A 16600-nucleotide genomic window follows, 5' to 3' on the forward strand; every position below is an offset into this window, starting at 1 on the left:
CAATACAGGAGCAGGTGGCGGCCGCGACGGCGGTTGCAGAGCGAATGACGGTCTCGGCCGCAACAGCGGCGCGTGACGGGGCGGACCCGATTGCAGGTGCGTCGCCTGACACACAGCCCCTGGTTGCCGTTGTAATCGTTCGACCCGAGATCCCGTCGGTATTCGCCCTCACTGAAAAAAACGTTGCCATCGATGACAGGTATTCCGCATCGAGAGTCGATATCATGATCGCGATCGTGGCAGCAGGAGGTCCCGTGGTTCAACTCAGCGCAGGGCACACGGCGGCGATCGATCGGCTGGTCAATGGCGAGGTGCCGGCTGCGGTCGCGGCCCTGGTGTCCGTGGACGCAGCAGATGCGTTTCCTGAAATAAAAGGCTTCAAGATTCTTCAACTCCCGCTCTCGTCGCGTTATTTGACGCCTCGACCTTAGCCGACGTACCGGTTGCACGAGGAGGCACGTTGCCGTTCGAGCACCTGCCGGTTCCTGTATGGCCGACCGCGTGCAACAGTACGCAAGGCCTGCGTTATCGGCCTGGTGATTCCCGTGTCGTTGCTCATCCGCGCCGACGAGGTGATCGAGTAACTCGCTCTTAGTTGAGACGCATGGGTCCACACCTGGCCCGAGCCGACCTCGCGCAGTGCTTCATCGCACTCCGCTTCCGGGCGTTGCCAGACCTTGAGAAAGCATTGGCGACGTCTGGCAGTGACCCGGCAGCTGACTCTGGATGCAAGCCTGAAGTAGACAGGGCGCTCTAGCAGCCGTCGTCTCCTTCCACGACGGTCGACAGGAAGCTGGTACGAGCCAGATCACATGCAATCGGTTTCGAGAACGAGGTGCCAAACCATCTACTCGTCAACGAACCATCGTTGGTGACCCAGGGGATTGGCGGCAGTTGCGGCAGATAAGATGCATACGGCATCACTTTCGCAAGCGTCACTCTGACCAGATATTTTGCCAGAAACGCCTCGTTCATTCCGCCGTCCAGTCCGCTGTAGATCGGGGCTGCCGGCACGTTGTCATTGAGCAATCGCGCGAATTCGCGTTCGTCGGTGCGTTGCTTCTCAAGCGCCCGCCGCGCAATTTTGGAATCCACGACAAACGCGGGGCATTTATCGGTGGGACTGAACACGAGAGGATACGGCGAATTTGGTGGAGCTTGCGCATCGAACACATAGCGTCGATTGCACACGTCCACCTTAGGTTCGAGATGCGTCGTCTCAAAGTGATCGTTGCCGACTTTGAGCATTTTCCAGAAGGAGAGGTTCGGGCTATTTCGGTGCTGCGCCAGGTTTGCCGGCGTCAGGCGGAATGGATAAGCCTGGACCTGAAAGGACGGTCGGCCGCCGAGGAATGAGTCCCGCGCTAGCGAATAGATCTCGCTTATCTGTTCGTCGGTCATGGCATAGCAACCGCTCGATGAGCAGTCGCCATGGATCATGAGTAAGCTTCCGTCGCGATTGTTTGCCTTGTCGAAGCTGTTGGGAAAGCCGACGTTGATCGCAAGATGGTAATCGGAGTTGGGATTCATCAGCTCGGGAGTAATCGTATAGAACCCCTCTGGAGCCTGACGGTCACCCTCCTTCAGTTTCGGCCCGAGATCCCCCGACCACCGACAGATCGGGTACACCTTGAGGATTTTGAAAAGGCCGGTGGTGTCCTGTTTCCAGACTTCGAGCTCCGCCTCTTGCTTGAAGACGCGCACAAGGATAGGCGAGTATTTTGGCATCTTCTTTTGTCGGAGCAGCGAGAGCAACTCGGGTGGTAGCTCCTTTGTTGCCTTGGCCGGCAAGCGGTTGCTGTTTTCGCCAAGGCAGGTGGCCGGCGACAACGCCGCGAAAAAAGCTGCAGTCAGCACAAGCGCACGGAGTGCCGTGGCGCCGATCATGACCCTACCTCGGGCGTGGAATCTGCTCATTTGGGTAGCGTGTAGTCAGTGGGTTCGTAAGGCAAGCCCAGATGGACGCAGTCACCGGAGAAGTTCGAGCCTATCGTCGGCCCTGGGGATGCCAAGACGCTCGGTCTCGTCGTCCGCTTCTGGACGATACTTTTGAAAAAGTCGAAAATAGCGCCACGGCAAGAACCGCACTTAAATCAGCTCAGAGCGAGCGCCAACAAGAAAAGCCTTCCTAATAAAGCTGGGAAGATCACCCAGCGGTCCTGATTAGATTGGCGTGGTCCCCCACCTCGAGCCGCGTTAAGGCGCATCAGTAGCCCTTAAAGAATGGGCCTGCTCGCCGAAGGACTTTTCCAACAGAATCGGCCCTTCCCGGACGTCGTTCAATGTCTGCTCCCACGCCGCTGTTAGGATTAAAGCGGACATCGCAGATCAAGGTGAAGAACCGCGAACACCCCCGCCTAGATCGGGTGTCGTCGGCTGGCAAAAGCCGGATGGGTCGCGGACGCTGGCAGCTCCGTCGCCGGGGTCGCTTCGATGTGCCCATGCTCCAGCGCCGCAACCGTCATCGGCGATACTGCCCGTTCGCGCCGTTTCGGGCAGCGATGGCCAACAGTATCTCAGCTAAGGGCTTGGAGTATGAGTAGAACGGAAAATGGCTGGCAGGTAACGTGTGGGTATGGGTTTGACTGCCCAGGGCGCTATCGACGGCGGCGATCATGAAGTCCTGGCTCTCGATTGGAATCGCCCATCTTCCAGGCATCGAATGTAATGGCGCGGCACTCGGCCGAAGCGTTCTGCCGTGATGCGCGCCGGTACCGTCAGCACCCCAGCGGGCTCATCGCAGGTCTCACCGGCAAGGGTAGACGAGAAGTCGGCTTCGCTTGCATCGGCACAAAACGCACTCCTCATCAGGGCGCGATATTCGGCATTGTCCGATCGGGGATCAATACGGAGGGCGCCCACCGCTTGTGGATCTGCCAGGAACATGGACGCTACCAGAGAGCCGGCCATGGTTGCATGCTGGACGAGATCGATCGCCATCATGCCCGGTGATTGGAGAAAGGCGGAGATATACACGATCGAGCGCAGCTGGTCCGGGATAGCTTCGGCAACGGCCGTGACGGTCAGACCGCCGAGTGATTGCCCAACGAGAACAATCGGCCTGCCGGTCTCTTGCGCCGTTTGCTCGGCAAGCGCAACAACCGCCCGTGTGCGCTCCTCCTGTGAGACGGCGGCGTTGGGAGAAGGTTCAGTGGCGAAGGCTAAGACATCAAGAGGCCGCTTGTGGTAGGCGATCGGGACCTTGGCGGAAGCGCCTGAACCAGGTAGATCGAGCGACCTAGCCACATGACCTTGAGCTTCGAGAAGTGGTATTACCCGCTGCCAAATTGATCCATCGACCCACGCGCCGTGAACTAAAATAAAGGCCGGTTTCGGGCTAGGCATTGCATGCATCTCCGTCTGAGTGGATGTGCACGAGACGATGCGCGAAGCCGTCGGCCTTCATCAAGTCTGTTTTCCATACTGGACAGACAAGCGCGATTTGAGAAAGGTGCGCGCCAAACTCACGGTGTGCACGAGAAATGGGAATGACGGCGGTTTGGAGCGAGGGACGGAAGTCCGGGTGCACAATCGCGCGAATTATCGAAGATGTCCCACGCGTTTCTTCAGGGAAGTCGTCGGTACAAGACTGCGACAATCGAGCCCCCGCCCTCCAGTTGAAGGCTCCCGAAGAACTGAAGGCCGACTACGACTTCGTCGTGTGCGGCTCAGGATCGTCCGGATCGGTCGTTGCGGGTCGCTTGTCAGCCGATCCCTCGGTCAATGTATTATTACTTGAGGCCGGCGGCACTGATGACGTTCCCGCTGTCATGGACGCCAGTCTATGGCTCTCCAACCTTGGCAGCGAGCGCGACTGGAATTTCGTTGCACAGCCGAATCCGCATCTGAACGGCCGTGCGATCCTGCAAAACATGGGCAAGGTGCTCGGCGGTGGCTCAAGCATTAATCTTATGGGATGGGTGCGCGGACACAAAAACGACTGGGACTACTTCGCCGCCGAGGCGCGCGACCCGGCCTGGAGTCATCAATCGATACTCGATCTGTACAGACGGATCGAAGACTGGCATGGCACACCGGAGGCCGACTATCGTGGCAGCGGCGGCCCCGTGTTCATCCGTCCCGCTCGCGCCAGTCCCGTAAGTCTCGCGTTCGTCGAAGGCGCGCGTGCGGTCGGCATGCCCACCTTTGAAACCTTGAATGGCCGGCTGATGGAAAGTCAGGGAGGCTGCTCGAGAGCGGAACGAATAAACCGCGCAGGCAAACGTCAATCCATCTTTCGCTCTTATGTCGCTCCCCACCTCGCCCGCACCAATCTTACGGTGGTCACGCACGCGCTTGTCACACGCGTGATCCTGGACGGACGGCGGGCCGTGGGCATCGAAATAATTCGAAACGGCAAGGTGCATCGGATCTCCGCCGGACGTGAGATCATCCTGTCGATGGGCGCAATTCACACGCCGAAGGTTCTGATGCAGTCCGGCATTGGTGATGAGTCCGAACTGCGGCGTCTCAATATTCCCGTAGTGCAGCATCTACCGGGCGTCGGACAGAACTTCCAGGATCACTTTCTTCTCGAAGGATGCGTATGGGAAGCCCGCAGGCCGCTGGAGATGCAGGCCGCCGAGGGTGAAGCCCTCTTCTTTTGGAAGAGCGATCCCCATCTCGAAACCCCGGACATACAGGCGCTTCAGCTTGAGGGCGCCCGCACCAATCCTCAGACATCCGGCGTCACGCTCCCGACGAACGCCTGGACGATTTACCCGGGCATCGTGCGGCCGAAAAGTCGGGGACGGCTGCGTCTTACAGGCCCGGGTCCAAACGATCCGATGCAGATCGAGGCCAACACATTGTCCCATCCGGACGACATGAAAGCCATGATGACCGCGGTGGAGATCTGCCGAGGAATCGCGCATTCGGCGCCACTCCGTTCGTTCGTCAAACGCGAAGTTATCCCGGGCAGTCTCAAAGGGCGCGGCCTGGAGCAGTTTCTGCGCAATTCGGTGGTCAGCTATTGGCATCAGAGCTGCACCGCCAAAATGGGAACGGACGACATGTCGGTCGTTGACGGCCGCCTAAGGGTCTACGGCATTGATAATCTACGCATTGCCGACGCCTCCATCATGCCCCGTGTCACGACAGGAAACACGATGGCTCCCTGTGTCGTGATCGGAGAACGAGCCAGCGATATTCTGGCGGAGCAGTCATGATGTATTCATGAGGTCGCTCCTCACACGAGGATTTTATCAGGCGGCTCTGCCGGTTTGATGAGATATCGAGGACTAACGCTAGGAGTCTGCCCGTATGCAAAACCGCGATGCAATATCACGCATCCGCACAGCGAGTGCTGCTCTAGCTGTGCTGTTCCTTCCAATCGATGAACGCGTGATCGCCGCCGATGTAAACCAAGAGTACGTGGCCCTCAAGCAGGCGGCGCTGGACGGCAAGGATCTTCGTATGACGCTTGCTCTGTCAGAATGCCTCCTTCACGGCACGTGGCAGGCCGGTCCAGCGGTGACGGGAGGAATGCGTTTCGACGCTTATATGATTCAAGCTGACCAGACCATCGCGCTTTCGACCACGCATTTCACCATCAGAGCAGACAAGACCCGGTCACCGAGTTTCTGTCGTTCCGGGTCCGTCCAACTGGAGCGGTAGAGGCGCACACGACTTTCCTCGATCCAAAGACCTTCGGGATTCTTCGGGAGTCTACCTTTGACTGCGCCATCGGTAAGGGTGCGGTATTTCATTGGTGAGCGTGATGGTTTGTTAGGCGGGCTCCATGCGTGATGGCTATGGAGGCCGCCGATTTGCAACGACATTCTGATTGCAAACTCGCCATAACCCGAGCATAGCCGGGGGTGGACAGCCTGGGGTTATCTCTCCGTTTGAAACATTTCGCTCTTAGGAATGACGACGATGCTCGCGGAGGGCAGGACGCGCCTGCTCGCCTATCATTTCGCCTGGCCGGGGATCGGCCAAGTGACGAAGCAAGGCGATGGCTTCCGCTACTATCCGGAGGGAATGACTCTGATCCCGACCTGAGGTCCGGAAGACAGAAGCCCGTCGGCGCGTTACCGGAAACGGAATGACATCAGCCATTGGTAGTGTCCTCGCGGTGTCTGCTGTGCCGCCTCAACCAAGCTGCCCTTGCGAATGCGTGTGACGGGAAGCGGTCGGCGTCGTCGTGCCAGACCGCGTACATGCCGTCCTCGTGGCGAATGATCGGGTCCGGAGACTCCATCGCCGGAAGGCCTTCCAGGGCACTTGGAGCCAAAACCCGTTTTTGCCGCTCGGAACGCAAAAGAAGTGCCCTATTCCACGCGGGTCTCTTTCATGCCGTTTTCTTTCGCTCGGTCGCCCGTCTAGCCCTGTCGGCGCAGGACGGTGAGCAGAAGCGGGTAGCGCTCGACACGCGGCGGCCCTTTCGCCACTTCGGGATGGCGTTGGAACAGGCCTCGCACTTGCGCTTGACGGCAGGCTCCATGCCCGCCTCGGACATGATCGCCCGGGTCTCTTCGCGCTCCCGATAGCGGCGCTCGCAGGAGGTGGAGCAACAGCGCAAGCCGAGGCTCTCGAATTCCTTCTGGCAGCCGGCGCAATGGATCTTGAAGCCGGAGGCCGTGGCCTTCATTGGTGCCGTCGGTAGATATCCGGGATTGCCGCCGGCCACGACACGCCAAGCCCCCCTCTCCCTGGGCTGGCCACCATGAGGCCCATTGCCGGCGTCGCACCAGTCCTTGCAGCGCTGGTTACAAAACCGGCCGACCACGGCCTTGCGGAAGAAGGTCAGCCAGCGCTCGCTCGAGCGATACGGGCAATTGCTGCGGACGCACGTCAAGCCGGCGCTGGGCAATGTGCCGTTGCAGAAATTGCGGGCACCGGAGATCGACGCGCTATACGCCAAAATGGCGGAGGCCAAACAGATATCGCCGCGCACACAGCACCATGTTCACACTGTTTTCGGCGCTTGCTTGTCGACCGCCCACCGCAAAGGCCTGATAGCCGCCAACCCGATGGTGCGGGTCGAGCAGATCCCCAGCCCAGAAGGGCACGTCTATGAGACGGAGGAAGTGCCGGAGCCAGATGCAGACGACATCGCGAAGGCCTGACCGACTCCGAACTGGCGGAACTCGTTGCTGGTTTGAAGTCGACAAGCCAATTCCCAATCGTCGCGGGCCGAACTGCTTGGCTTCGGCAGAATCCGGTTTCATGACCTGCGGGGCATCCACAGCACGGCCCTCCTCGACGCCGGCATTCCGGTGCACACGGTCGCCCAGCGGATCGGCGACGATTCCCGCCGCAGCAAGCGCCAACGGCTAAAGCAGGCGGACGAGAAGCTAGCCGGCACCATCGCGGGATTGGCGGCCGGATTCCTCGGATCAAAAGCCATTGGGTAGCAAAATGGTAGCAGGAGCAGCCACCGGCCGCCGTATGCTTCGCTAAATGATTGATTTAATGGCAGGAGTGGCAGGGCTCGAACCTGCGACCCCCGGTTTTGGAGACCGGTGCTCTACCAATTGAGCTACACTCCTGCGGGGAACCGGCGTCGCCGCCGGTTCGCGCCGTTTCAAGCACAGGGCATGGCCGGATTGCAAGGGCGAAGCGGTTAACGTCCTGTTCAACGCAAAGCTTATGCGCCAGACTTTGGCTCCCACCGACCGACGGCACTCCGCCGCAAGAAACAAGAGCACCGGGAGAGATCATGAACGCTCAAACTGCCACCAAGCACGCCGCCAGCCCGAAGACCCCGTCCCTCCCCCTCGCCAAGCCCGAAGCGATCGGACTTTCGAGCACGCGGCTGCAGGCGCTCTCCGACACCCTCAAGCGCGAGGTCGACAAGGCAAACGCACCGGGCGCGACCTTGCTGGTGGCCCGCCGCGGCCAGATCGGCTGGTTCGACGCCATCGGCCGGCAGAACCCGATGGCCGGCGCGCCGATGGCGCATGACACGATCTTCCGCATCTTCTCGATGACGAAGCCGATCGTCTCGGTTGGCATCATGATGCTGCTCGAGGACGGCCACTTCCTGCTCAACGATCCCGTCGCGAAATTCATACCTGAATTCGCCGAGACCAAGGTCGGCGTCGAGCACAACGGCAATCTCGAACTCGTCCCGGCAACACGGCAGATGACGATCCAGGACCTGCTCCGCCATACGTCCGGCCTGACCTACGACCACACCGGCAACGGCCTCGTGCAACGGCTCTACCAGCAATCGCGCCTGCGAAGCCGCAAGATCGCCAACGCCGAGCACGCCACCATGCTCGCCAGCATGCCGCTGATCTGCCAGCCCGGCGCCGAGTGGAACTACAGCCGCTCCACCGACATCCTCGGCCGCATCATCGAGGTCGTCAGCGGCAAGACGCTCGGCGCCTTCCTGACCGAGCGCATCCTCGGGCCGTTGCAGATGAAGGAGACCGCGTTTCACACCGCGGAGGAAAACGCCGGCCGGCTTGCGGAAGCGTTCGCGGCCGATCCCTGGAGCGGGGAGAAGGTCCAGCTCTTCAACATGCTGGAGAAGCCGGCGATGGAATCCGGCGGCGGCGGGCTGGTGTCGACCACGATGGACTACGCGCGCTTCGCGCAGATGCTGCTCAACGGCGGCGCGCTCGACGGCGTCAGGATCATCGGGCGCAAGACGGTGCAGTTCATGGCGTCGGATCACCTCGGAGCCGACGTGAAGATCCAGGGCACGCTGGTTCCCCCCGGCCACAGTTTCGGACTCGGCTTTGCCGTGCGCATGCAGCAGGGCATTGCGCCGTTCTCGGGCTCGGTCGGCCAGTTCTTCTGGAGCGGCATGGCCGGCACCTTCTTCTGGATCGACCCGGCCGAAGACCTGATCGCGGTCTTCATGATGCAGGGCCCCGGCCAGCGCGAATATTTCCGCTCGCTGCTGAGAAACGGGGTCTACGCAGCGGTCGGGTGAGAACCGGGCCGATCGTTCCCCGTCATGGCCGGGACGAGCCCGGCCATGACGGCAACCCGACCTCAACTAACCGTCGCGCCGCCGTCGATCACCACCGTCTGGCCGGTCATGAAGTCACCGGCCTTCGAGCCCATCAGCACCGCGCAGCCGGCGATCTCGTCCGGGATGCCGATGCGCTGCAGCGGCGAGCGCGAGGTCGAGGCCTTCAGATTCTCCGGGTTGTCCCACAGCGCCTTGGCAAAGTCGGTCTTGATCAGGCCCGGCGCAATGCAGTTCACGCGGATATTGTGCTTGCCGTACTCGCAAGCGAGGTTGCGCGCGAGCTGCATGTCGGCGGCCTTCGAGATCGCGTAGGCGCCGAGAATGGTCGAGCCCTTCAGCCCGCCGATCGATGACACGATGATGATCGAGCCGTCCTTGCGCTCGATCATCTGCGGCACCACCATCGAGATCAGCCAGTTGTTGGCGACGATGTTGTTGTCGAGAATTTTCCGGAACTGGTCGTCGGAGATGCCGCCGAGCGGGCCGTAATACGGGTTTGACGCGGCGTTGCAGACCAGTACGTCGATCTTGCCGAAGGCGCGGTTGCTCTCGTCGACCAGGTTCTGCAGGTTTTCCTTCGACGAGATGTTGGCCGCGATCGCGACCGCCGTGCCCTTGCCGAATCTGTCGTTGATCTCGCTCGCCACCTGTTCGCAGACGTCGGCCTTGCGCGAGGAGATAACGACCTTGGCGCCATGCTCGGCCATCCGTTCGGCGATCGCGCGCCCAATGCCGCGCGTCGAGCCGGTAATGACGGCGACTTTTCCCTTCATGTCGAACAAGGTCATGTTTCTCTCCCGGATTGAGTTCGTGTTTGGTGCTGAGCTAAGCAGCGTTGGCCTCTCGCCACAACTGCGTCACGCGAGCTTCACTTCCGGCCCCGCCGGCTGATGCATCGCCGCGTGCCTTGGATCGGCGATCCACGGCTGCTGGTTCACCATCGGCAACCGCCAGGTCGACAGGCCGGGCGCCGTTATATGATCAAGCCGCGTTACCGAGACATTGTCGATGTCGAACGACAGGCCCCGGTCGGGCTGACCGCCGAGCGCCAGGCCCACCGCGGCCTTGATCACGCCGCCATGGCCGACCGCGATCACATCCTTGCCCGCCTCGGCCGCACTGATCCGCACGATCGCGCGGCAGACCCGGGTGTAGAGATCCATGAAACTCTCGCCGCCGGGCGCCGGTTCATTGACGTCGGCAAACCAGGATGTGCCGACCGGACGGCTGGCAAGAAACGCGGCGCGATTCATGCCCTGCCACTCCCCGAGATGCTGCTCCGCGAAGGCCGCGTCCCTGATCATGCTCGCAGGCTTCGGAAAGCCGGCAGCCCAGATCGCTTCCGCAGTCTGATGCGTGCGCTTCAGATTGCTCGCATACCACACCGCGTTACGCGGCAGGATCTTTGCGACCGCCTCGAACACCTCGGTATCGCCGGTATCGCACTCGATATCCTTCTGGCCGTAGATGTTGCCGCCGTCGCTGCGCACCGGCGCGTGGCGTACCCACCACCATCGCGTCACGGTCACCTTGGGTTTGTCTGGGTTGGACATCGCAAACACCCTTCACTACTGTCGCTCGTCGCTGTACGTCAGAGCGCGCACCGTCTCAAGTGCCCCAGACGTTTGAAATTTTGTTTGAATTCCGTCGCGCGGCAGGTGCGCTGCGGACAAGCTGACCAGGGAGAAGCTCATGGGCCGCCTCGAAGGCAAATCTGTCATCATCACGGGCGCTGGAAGCGGCATCGGCCGCGCGGCCTCGTTGCTGTTCACAAAGGAAGGCGCAAAGCTGATCGCAGTCGATCGCACGGAAGGCGTCAATGAAACCGCAAAGCTCGTGCGCGATGCCGGCGGCACCGTCGAAGCGGTGACCGCTGACGCAGGCTCCGAGGCTGACGTGAAGGCCTTCGTCGGCAAGGCGCTGTCGGCCTACGGCAAGCTCGACGCGATCTGGGCCAATGCCGGCGTCAGCGGCGGGCTCGTGCCGCTCGCCGACCAGACCGTGGAGCACTGGCAGGAGGTGCTGCGCATCAATCTGATCGGGCCGTTCCTGGCGATCAAGCATTCGATCCCGCACATGACCAGGCAGGGCGCCGGCTCGATCATCTGCACCGCCTCGGTCGCAGGCCTGAAGTCGGGCGCGAGCGGACACCCTTACGGCGCGAGCAAGGCCGGCGTGATCAGCCTGGTGCAGATCACCGCCTACTCGCTCTCGGGTACCGGCGTGCGCATCAATGCGGTCTGCCCGGGGCTGATCGAGACCGGAATGACCAAGCCGGTGTTCGACCGTGCCAAGGAGCGCGGCACCTCCGACAAGATCGGCCAACTCAATCCGCTGAAGCGCGCCGGCCAACCGCACGAGCTCGCCGCGATGGGACTGTTCCTCGCCAGCGACGAAGCCTCCTATGTCAACGGCCAGGCGATCCCGGTCGACGGCGGCCTCACCGCGTCGATGCCGTACACCGGCAAGCCGATTTAGGTGCCGTAACTCCACGGTCTCAGCCACGACGTCATTGCGAGGAGCGAAGCGACGCTCCAACCGCGTCACTGGAGCGAAGCGAAGCAATCCATCGAGCAGCAGATGCGGGGCGATGGATTGCCACGGCGCTATCGCGTCTTCGCAGTGACGGGGTGAAATTCCGGTTTTGAGTGTCAAACAACGTCGAGAATGTGAGTCCGCGTTCTCGCGACATGATTTGTGTCCGAGCTTTGCGTCATCTTCCGCCCTCTCATCTTGGAGGGCGCAGGGAAAGCCGGGCGCCGATCGCACCCATGGGCCCGGTGCAACAAAAAGCACCGGGGTAGGACCACAGGTGAAACCGGAAACGACCCGGCTTTCCCTGCGCGATGGTTTACGGCTTATACGTGATCTCCTCGGTGAGACCGGGCTTTGTTGCCACCGTCATCAGCAAGAAGCGTTGGCCTCTCGCGGACTTAACACCAGCCACTGGGGCGTCAGGACCACACGACTTCGCCGTCCGCCTTGGCACGTTCGTCTCGTGTGCCGCCGCGTCCACCGCATCTCACCGCAACGTTCGTGACGATCGCGAAGCGCCCCTCAATCGGGTGAGACGGGCGGATTCTTACACCGAGTTGCGTTTCTGAAAAACAGAAATATTGTTTGCGACAAGGCTTGCGCCGTCGGTCAAATCAGTGCCAAGGACCCAACGCGAGGCGGCCATGCGTGGCCGCACCCTCAACCCGGCTGATCCAGCGCCCGCTCGTCCGTCGCATTCGCGGCCCTGCCATGCTCAACCGGGGTCGGCCTCGGCGACGGCCGGCTGAACGACCTTGTTGCTGGCGACAATCGTCTCGAGCCGCGCGATATTCTCCAGCAGGCGATGGCTCGTCAGGACGAGGAAGTAATAGCCGAATTGGGGGTTCTGAAAGTAGATTTCGAGCAGCTTCTCGTAAGTGATCGTCAGCACGTGGCCATCCTCCGTGCATTCGACCGTCGCGGTGCGCCGGTTGTCCGGCGAAAGGAAGCCGAGCTCGCCCATCAGGCGCCCGGGCGGAAGGGTGACTCCGATTTCGGTGACCAGAAAGCTCCCGGTGACCGTGAGGAACATTTCATTGGCTGCATCGCCTTTTTTGAACAGGGTATCGCCCTTGCGATATCTTCGCTGGGTCATGAACGGCTTGAGCCATTCCATCGACATGTCGCCCTCGGTCGCGGTGCGCGCCTTCTTGACGAGAGTGAGCATCTGGCGAAGGCGAACCGCGTTGATCGGAAGCAACAGAAGGTACAGCAGGAAGGTCTTGACGTCTCCGGCGAGCGCGCCGAAGCCGACGAAGAAGGCGCAGCCGGCCATGTTCGCGACGCGCAGCGGCACCATGGTATGCGTGAGCAGCGTGGCGACGAAGAAAATCGCGCCGACCAGGGCAAACATATTGGCCAGCGTGATATTGGCCAGCACGAGTTCCAGAAGGCGGTTGAACAGGGCGTCGTAGGTAATGTTGTTGGGGTCAAGACCAAGCTGAACCAGGATCTTCGCGACCCTGAGATTGTCGGCCGCCGCGTCGAGAATGCGATTAAGCGCGGTGGACAGATCTGCGCTGCTGACGTTCATCGGATCACCCGTAGCGCCCGGAGAAGACTTCAGACCAAGGACTCGGCCAGCCCCAGATAAGGTGCAAACAGAAAGCCGGCAACTGCCTCCCGGGCATCGCTTCGCTCATCGGGCTACAAACTCACAACCCGTCCGGCGGCAGTCCGGGCCCCGTTGCCGCCGGGCGGAGCTTGTCTCGCATGCGCTCGCGGTAGAAGGCATAGAGGCCCGATAGCACGATAATCGCGGCGCCCGCGAGCATAGGGCGATCAGGGGTGTCACCGAAGGCGAGATAGCCGAGCAGCATCGCCCAGAGCAGCGCGAAATAGCGGAATGGCGCGACGGCCGAAATGTCGCCCGTTCGCAGCGCCACGATGATGCATTGATAGCCGATCAGGATCAGCACCGCCGCGAGCGCGAGCAGACCGAGGGCATGGCCGGATGGTGCCGTCCATCCGCCGAGCGGAACAAGAACAAAGGCGCCTGCCATCGTCACCGTCACGGTTGTCAGCAGCGTGATAAACAGCGTCGGCAATTGCTTCGGAATGCGCCGGGTCGCCAGATCGCGTACCGCGCAGAACCCGACCGAGGCCAGGGCCAGCAGCCCGGCCTGGCTGAAGCCTTCCGCGCCTGGCCGCACGATGACGAGAACGCCGATGAAGCCGGCCGCGATGGCAAGCCAGCGCCGCCAGCCGACCGGCTCGCCGAACACAAGCGCCGCGCCGAGCGTGATGACGAGCGGCAGCGCCTGGAAGATCGCCGACGCATTCGCAAGGGGGATCTGCGAGATCGCCGCGACATAACTCAGCGTGCCGCCGATCTCGCCGATGACGCGCAGGGCCACCGGCCCGATCAGCAGCGAACGGAAGCTTCGGAGCGCCTTGCGATGAGCGGCGAGCACAGCGACCAGCACCATTGCGAACAGGCCACGGACGAGGAGAATCTCCCCGACATTGAGCTCCGACGACACCGCCTTGGTGATGGCGTCGTTCATGGTGAAGCTGGCCATGGCCGCAGCCATGAACAGGCTGCCGCGAAGATTCGGCGATAAGTTCAAAATGAAGTCGTCCGATCAGGACAGGGGAGGACGTTGACCGGACTGGCTTTGCCAAGGCCGCGCGCTGAACTCAAGTCACAGATGGCTACAATTGCACATCCTCAATCAAAAGGAAGCGGCGCGACCCTGATGGATCGCGCCGCTCGTATCTCACATTGCGCCGGCCTTCTGGGCGTATTCCCACGACGCCTTCGACAGCGGCACGGTGCGCTTGGCCGACTCGATGGCCTTGGCGTTCGCGGCGGTGCCGTCGCGGATCCGCCCTGCAATACCCTGCGTGATGCCAGCGAGGCGGAAGAGATTGTAGGAGAAGTACCAGTTCAGGTCCGGCACCGGCATGTTGGTGACGTCGCAGTAGGTCTGCGCCGCCTCCTCCATGCTCGGAATGTTGAGCGACTTGAGATGGGCGCCCGCCAGGCCCGGCATGGTCCACTGCATCAAAAGATAGGTGAAGTCCGCCATGGGATCGCCGAGCGTCGACAGCTCCCAGTCAAGCACCGCCTGAACGCGCGGCTCGGTCAAGTGGAAGATCATGTTGTCGAGGCGATAGTCGCCATGCACGATCGAGACGCGCTGCTGCTCCGGCACCGTCTTCGGCAGCCACTCGGCCAGCTTCTCGAATTCCGGAATGTGCTGCGTCTCGGAGGCGCGATACTGCTTGGTCCAGCGATCGACCTGGCGTGCAAAATAGTTGCCGGGCTTGCCAAAATCGGAAAGCCCGATCTTGTCAGGGGCGAGCATGTGCAGCTTCGCCAGCGTCTCGATCTTGCTGTTGAAGATCTTCCGCCGCGCCTCGGGCGCCTGGCTCGGCAGCGTCGGATCCCAGAACACCCGCCCCTCCTCCATCGACATGATGTAGAAGGCAGAGCCGACCACCGCATCGTCGGTGCAGAGCGCATAGGCTTTCGCGACCGGAAAATCCTGCTTGCCGAGCGCCGCGATGACGCGGAACTCGCGATCGACTGCGTGCGCCGACGGCAATAATTTGCCGAACGGCCTGCGCCGCATCACGTAATTGCGGCCAGGTGTTTCGAGCTTGTAGGTGGGGTTGGACTGACCGCCCTTGAATTGCAGAACCTTGAGCGGGCCTTGATAGCCCTCAACGTGTTCCTTCATCCAGGCATCAAGATTCGCCTCGTTGATACGATGGCGTTCCTCGACTTCCCTTGTGCCGGAGAATTCCTCGTCTTTCCTGACGCCGTCCGTCACGATGACGCTCCCTCAACTCATTCTTGGGGAGCGCCATCTGGCGTTCCCGCTACTGACTCTTGTTTGCATACTTCCGAAGTTCAAGTCTGGCAATGGCGCGATTGTGCACCTCGTCCGGACCGTCGGCGAGCCGCAGCGTGCGGATGTGGGCGTAGTCCTTCGCCAGCCCGGCATCGTCGGAGACACCGCCGCCACCATAGGCCTGGATCGCCTGGTCGATGATCTTCAGCGCCATGTTGGGAGCCGCGACCTTGATCATCGCGATCTCGGCCTGCGCGGTCTTGTTGCCGACCTTGTCCATCATGTCGGCGGCCTTGAGGCACAGCAGGCGATTCATCTCGATGTCGGTGCGCGCTTCGCCGATGCGCTGCTCCCACACCGAATGCTCGATGATCTTCTTGCCGAATGCGGTGCGCGAGGCGAGCCGCTTCACCATCTTCTCCAGCGCCTCCTCGGCCTTGCCGATGGTCCGCATGCAGTGATGAATGCGGCCTGGCCCCAACCGGCCCTGCGCGATCTCGAAGCCGCGGCCCTCGCCGAGCAGGATGTTCTCCTTTGGCACGCGGACGTTTTCGAGAAGCACCTGGGCGTGTCCGTGCGGCGCATCGTCGAAGCCGAACACCGGCAGCATCTTCTCGACCTTGATGCCGGGCGTATCGAGCGGCACCAGGATCTGCGACTGCTGCTGATGCTTGGCTGCGGCCGGATCGGTCTTGCCCATCAGGATCGCGATCTTGCAGCGGGGATCGCCGACGCCGGACGACCACCATTTGCGGCCGTTGATGACATAGTGATCGCCGTCACGCTCGATGCGGGTCTCGATGTTGGTGGCGTCGGACGAAGCGACCGCGGGCTCGGTCATCAGGAAGGCGGAGCGGATCTCGCCGTCCATCAGCGGCCGCAGCCACTTTCGCTTCTGCTCCTTGGTGCCGTAGCGGATGAACACTTCCATGTTGCCGGTATCGGGGGCGGAGCAGTTGAAGACTTCCGACGCCCAGGAGATATGGCCCATCTCTTCCGACAGCAGCGCGTATTCGAGGTTGCTCAATCCCGCACCGTGGAATTCGTCGTCCTCGTGCGACGACGGCGGCATGAACATGTTCCAGAGGCCTTCTGCCTTCGCCTTTTTCTTCAGCTCCTCGAGGATCGGAATCACCTTCCAGCGCGGGCCCTCCGCATCCTGCTTCTCGTAGATCGGCACCGCGGGACGGACATGCGTGTTCATGAAGGCCTGAACGCGCCCGAGCCACTCCTTCTGCCTCGCCGACATCGTGAAATCCATGGGACGCTCCTCGTTTCCTAGACTTGGGCCGCACTGTCCACCTCGCGCTCACGCGCCGCAAGGGCCGTTTGCGCG

Annotated in this window: 16 protein-coding genes and 1 tRNA gene; 7 read left to right on the top strand and 10 right to left on the bottom strand. The window is 61.6% G+C overall.

Features of this window, described 5'->3' with window-relative positions:
- Nucleotides 1-44: 44 nt before the first annotated feature.
- Nucleotides 45-431 carry a hypothetical protein gene (locus JQ553_RS05605; RefSeq protein ID WP_249143997.1) on the top strand — a complete coding sequence of 129 codons (387 nt, stop codon included), beginning with the start codon at nt 45-47 and terminating at the stop codon, nt 429-431.
- Nucleotides 432-753: 322 nt separating this feature from the next.
- Here the strand turns inward: JQ553_RS05605 and JQ553_RS05610 are convergent, their stop codons facing one another.
- Together JQ553_RS05610 and JQ553_RS05615 are read right to left on the bottom strand one after the other, a co-directional pair.
- A complete protein-coding gene (locus tag JQ553_RS05610) occupies nt 754-1887 on the bottom strand; it encodes a murein L,D-transpeptidase family protein (RefSeq protein ID WP_212498924.1) in 1134 nt (377 codons plus the stop codon).
- A gap of 726 nt (nt 1888-2613) precedes the next feature.
- Nucleotides 2614-3345, bottom strand: coding sequence for an alpha/beta hydrolase (locus JQ553_RS05615; protein ID WP_212498925.1), 732 nt, complete (start codon nt 3343-3345; stop codon nt 2614-2616).
- A gap of 143 nt (nt 3346-3488) precedes the next feature.
- Between JQ553_RS05615 and JQ553_RS05620 the strand changes: the two genes are divergently transcribed.
- From JQ553_RS05620 to JQ553_RS05630, 3 genes are all read left to right on the top strand, one after another.
- Nucleotides 3489-5168, top strand: coding sequence for a GMC family oxidoreductase (locus tag JQ553_RS05620; RefSeq protein WP_212498926.1), 1680 nt, complete (start codon nt 3489-3491; stop codon nt 5166-5168).
- 94 nt (nt 5169-5262) lie between these two features.
- Complete coding sequence (locus tag JQ553_RS05625; protein ID WP_212498927.1) at nt 5263-5616, top strand: VirK family protein; 354 nt, start codon at nt 5263-5265, stop codon at nt 5614-5616.
- Nucleotides 5617-5877: 261 nt separating this feature from the next.
- Nucleotides 5878-6003: a hypothetical protein gene (locus JQ553_RS05630; RefSeq protein WP_312015090.1), complete on the top strand. Its 126-nt coding sequence runs from the start codon at nt 5878-5880 to the stop codon at nt 6001-6003.
- A gap of 289 nt (nt 6004-6292) precedes the next feature.
- On the opposite strand, the gene JQ553_RS05635 is transcribed toward JQ553_RS05630, so the two are convergent.
- On the bottom strand, nt 6293-6592 hold the full coding sequence (locus JQ553_RS05635) for a hypothetical protein (protein ID WP_212498928.1): 300 nt from the start codon (nt 6590-6592) through the stop codon (nt 6293-6295).
- A gap of 85 nt (nt 6593-6677) precedes the next feature.
- On the opposite strand from JQ553_RS05635, the gene JQ553_RS05640 reads away from it, so the two are divergent.
- Nucleotides 6678-7070: a hypothetical protein gene (locus JQ553_RS05640; RefSeq protein WP_212498929.1), complete on the top strand. Its 393-nt coding sequence runs from the start codon at nt 6678-6680 to the stop codon at nt 7068-7070.
- 347 nt (nt 7071-7417) lie between these two features.
- Here JQ553_RS05640 and JQ553_RS05645 read toward each other — a convergent pair.
- Nucleotides 7418-7493, bottom strand: a tRNA-Trp gene (locus tag JQ553_RS05645).
- 170 nt (nt 7494-7663) lie between these two features.
- Between JQ553_RS05645 and JQ553_RS05650 the strand changes: the two genes are divergently transcribed.
- Nucleotides 7664-8887 (top strand): serine hydrolase, encoded by a 1224-nt coding sequence (locus JQ553_RS05650; RefSeq protein ID WP_212498930.1) that lies wholly within the window; start codon nt 7664-7666, stop codon nt 8885-8887.
- Between the two features lie 62 nt (nt 8888-8949).
- On the opposite strand, the gene JQ553_RS05655 is transcribed toward JQ553_RS05650, so the two are convergent.
- Nucleotides 8950-9717: an SDR family NAD(P)-dependent oxidoreductase gene (locus JQ553_RS05655; RefSeq protein ID WP_212498931.1), complete on the bottom strand. Its 768-nt coding sequence runs from the start codon at nt 9715-9717 to the stop codon at nt 8950-8952.
- 69 nt (nt 9718-9786) lie between these two features.
- Nucleotides 9787-10482 carry a histidine phosphatase family protein gene (locus JQ553_RS05660; protein ID WP_212498932.1) on the bottom strand — a complete coding sequence of 232 codons (696 nt, stop codon included), beginning with the start codon at nt 10480-10482 and terminating at the stop codon, nt 9787-9789.
- 139 nt (nt 10483-10621) lie between these two features.
- Here JQ553_RS05660 and JQ553_RS05665 point away from each other — a divergent pair, with 139 nt between their 5' ends.
- Complete coding sequence (locus JQ553_RS05665) at nt 10622-11407, top strand: SDR family NAD(P)-dependent oxidoreductase (protein WP_212498933.1); 786 nt, start codon at nt 10622-10624, stop codon at nt 11405-11407.
- Between the two features lie 772 nt (nt 11408-12179).
- Here the strand turns inward: JQ553_RS05665 and JQ553_RS05670 are convergent.
- The 4 genes from JQ553_RS05670 to JQ553_RS05685 all read right to left on the bottom strand — a co-directional run bounded on the left by JQ553_RS05670 (nt 12180) and on the right by JQ553_RS05685 (nt 16525).
- Entirely contained in the window at nt 12180-12998 is an 819-nt protein-coding gene (locus tag JQ553_RS05670; RefSeq protein WP_212498934.1) for a Crp/Fnr family transcriptional regulator, read from the bottom strand.
- Between the two features lie 121 nt (nt 12999-13119).
- Nucleotides 13120-14034: a DMT family transporter gene (locus tag JQ553_RS05675; RefSeq protein WP_212498935.1), complete on the bottom strand. Its 915-nt coding sequence runs from the start codon at nt 14032-14034 to the stop codon at nt 13120-13122.
- 150 nt (nt 14035-14184) lie between these two features.
- Nucleotides 14185-15243 carry a phosphotransferase family protein gene (locus JQ553_RS05680; protein ID WP_212498936.1) on the bottom strand — a complete coding sequence of 353 codons (1059 nt, stop codon included), beginning with the start codon at nt 15241-15243 and terminating at the stop codon, nt 14185-14187.
- Nucleotides 15244-15292: 49 nt separating this feature from the next.
- Entirely contained in the window at nt 15293-16525 is a 1233-nt protein-coding gene (locus tag JQ553_RS05685; RefSeq protein ID WP_212498937.1) for an acyl-CoA dehydrogenase family protein, read from the bottom strand.
- Nucleotides 16526-16600: the final 75 nt, after the last annotated feature.

The sequence above is a fragment of the Bradyrhizobium lablabi genome (genome assembly GCF_018131005.1).
Taxonomy (GTDB): domain Bacteria; phylum Pseudomonadota; class Alphaproteobacteria; order Rhizobiales; family Xanthobacteraceae; genus Bradyrhizobium; species Bradyrhizobium lablabi_D.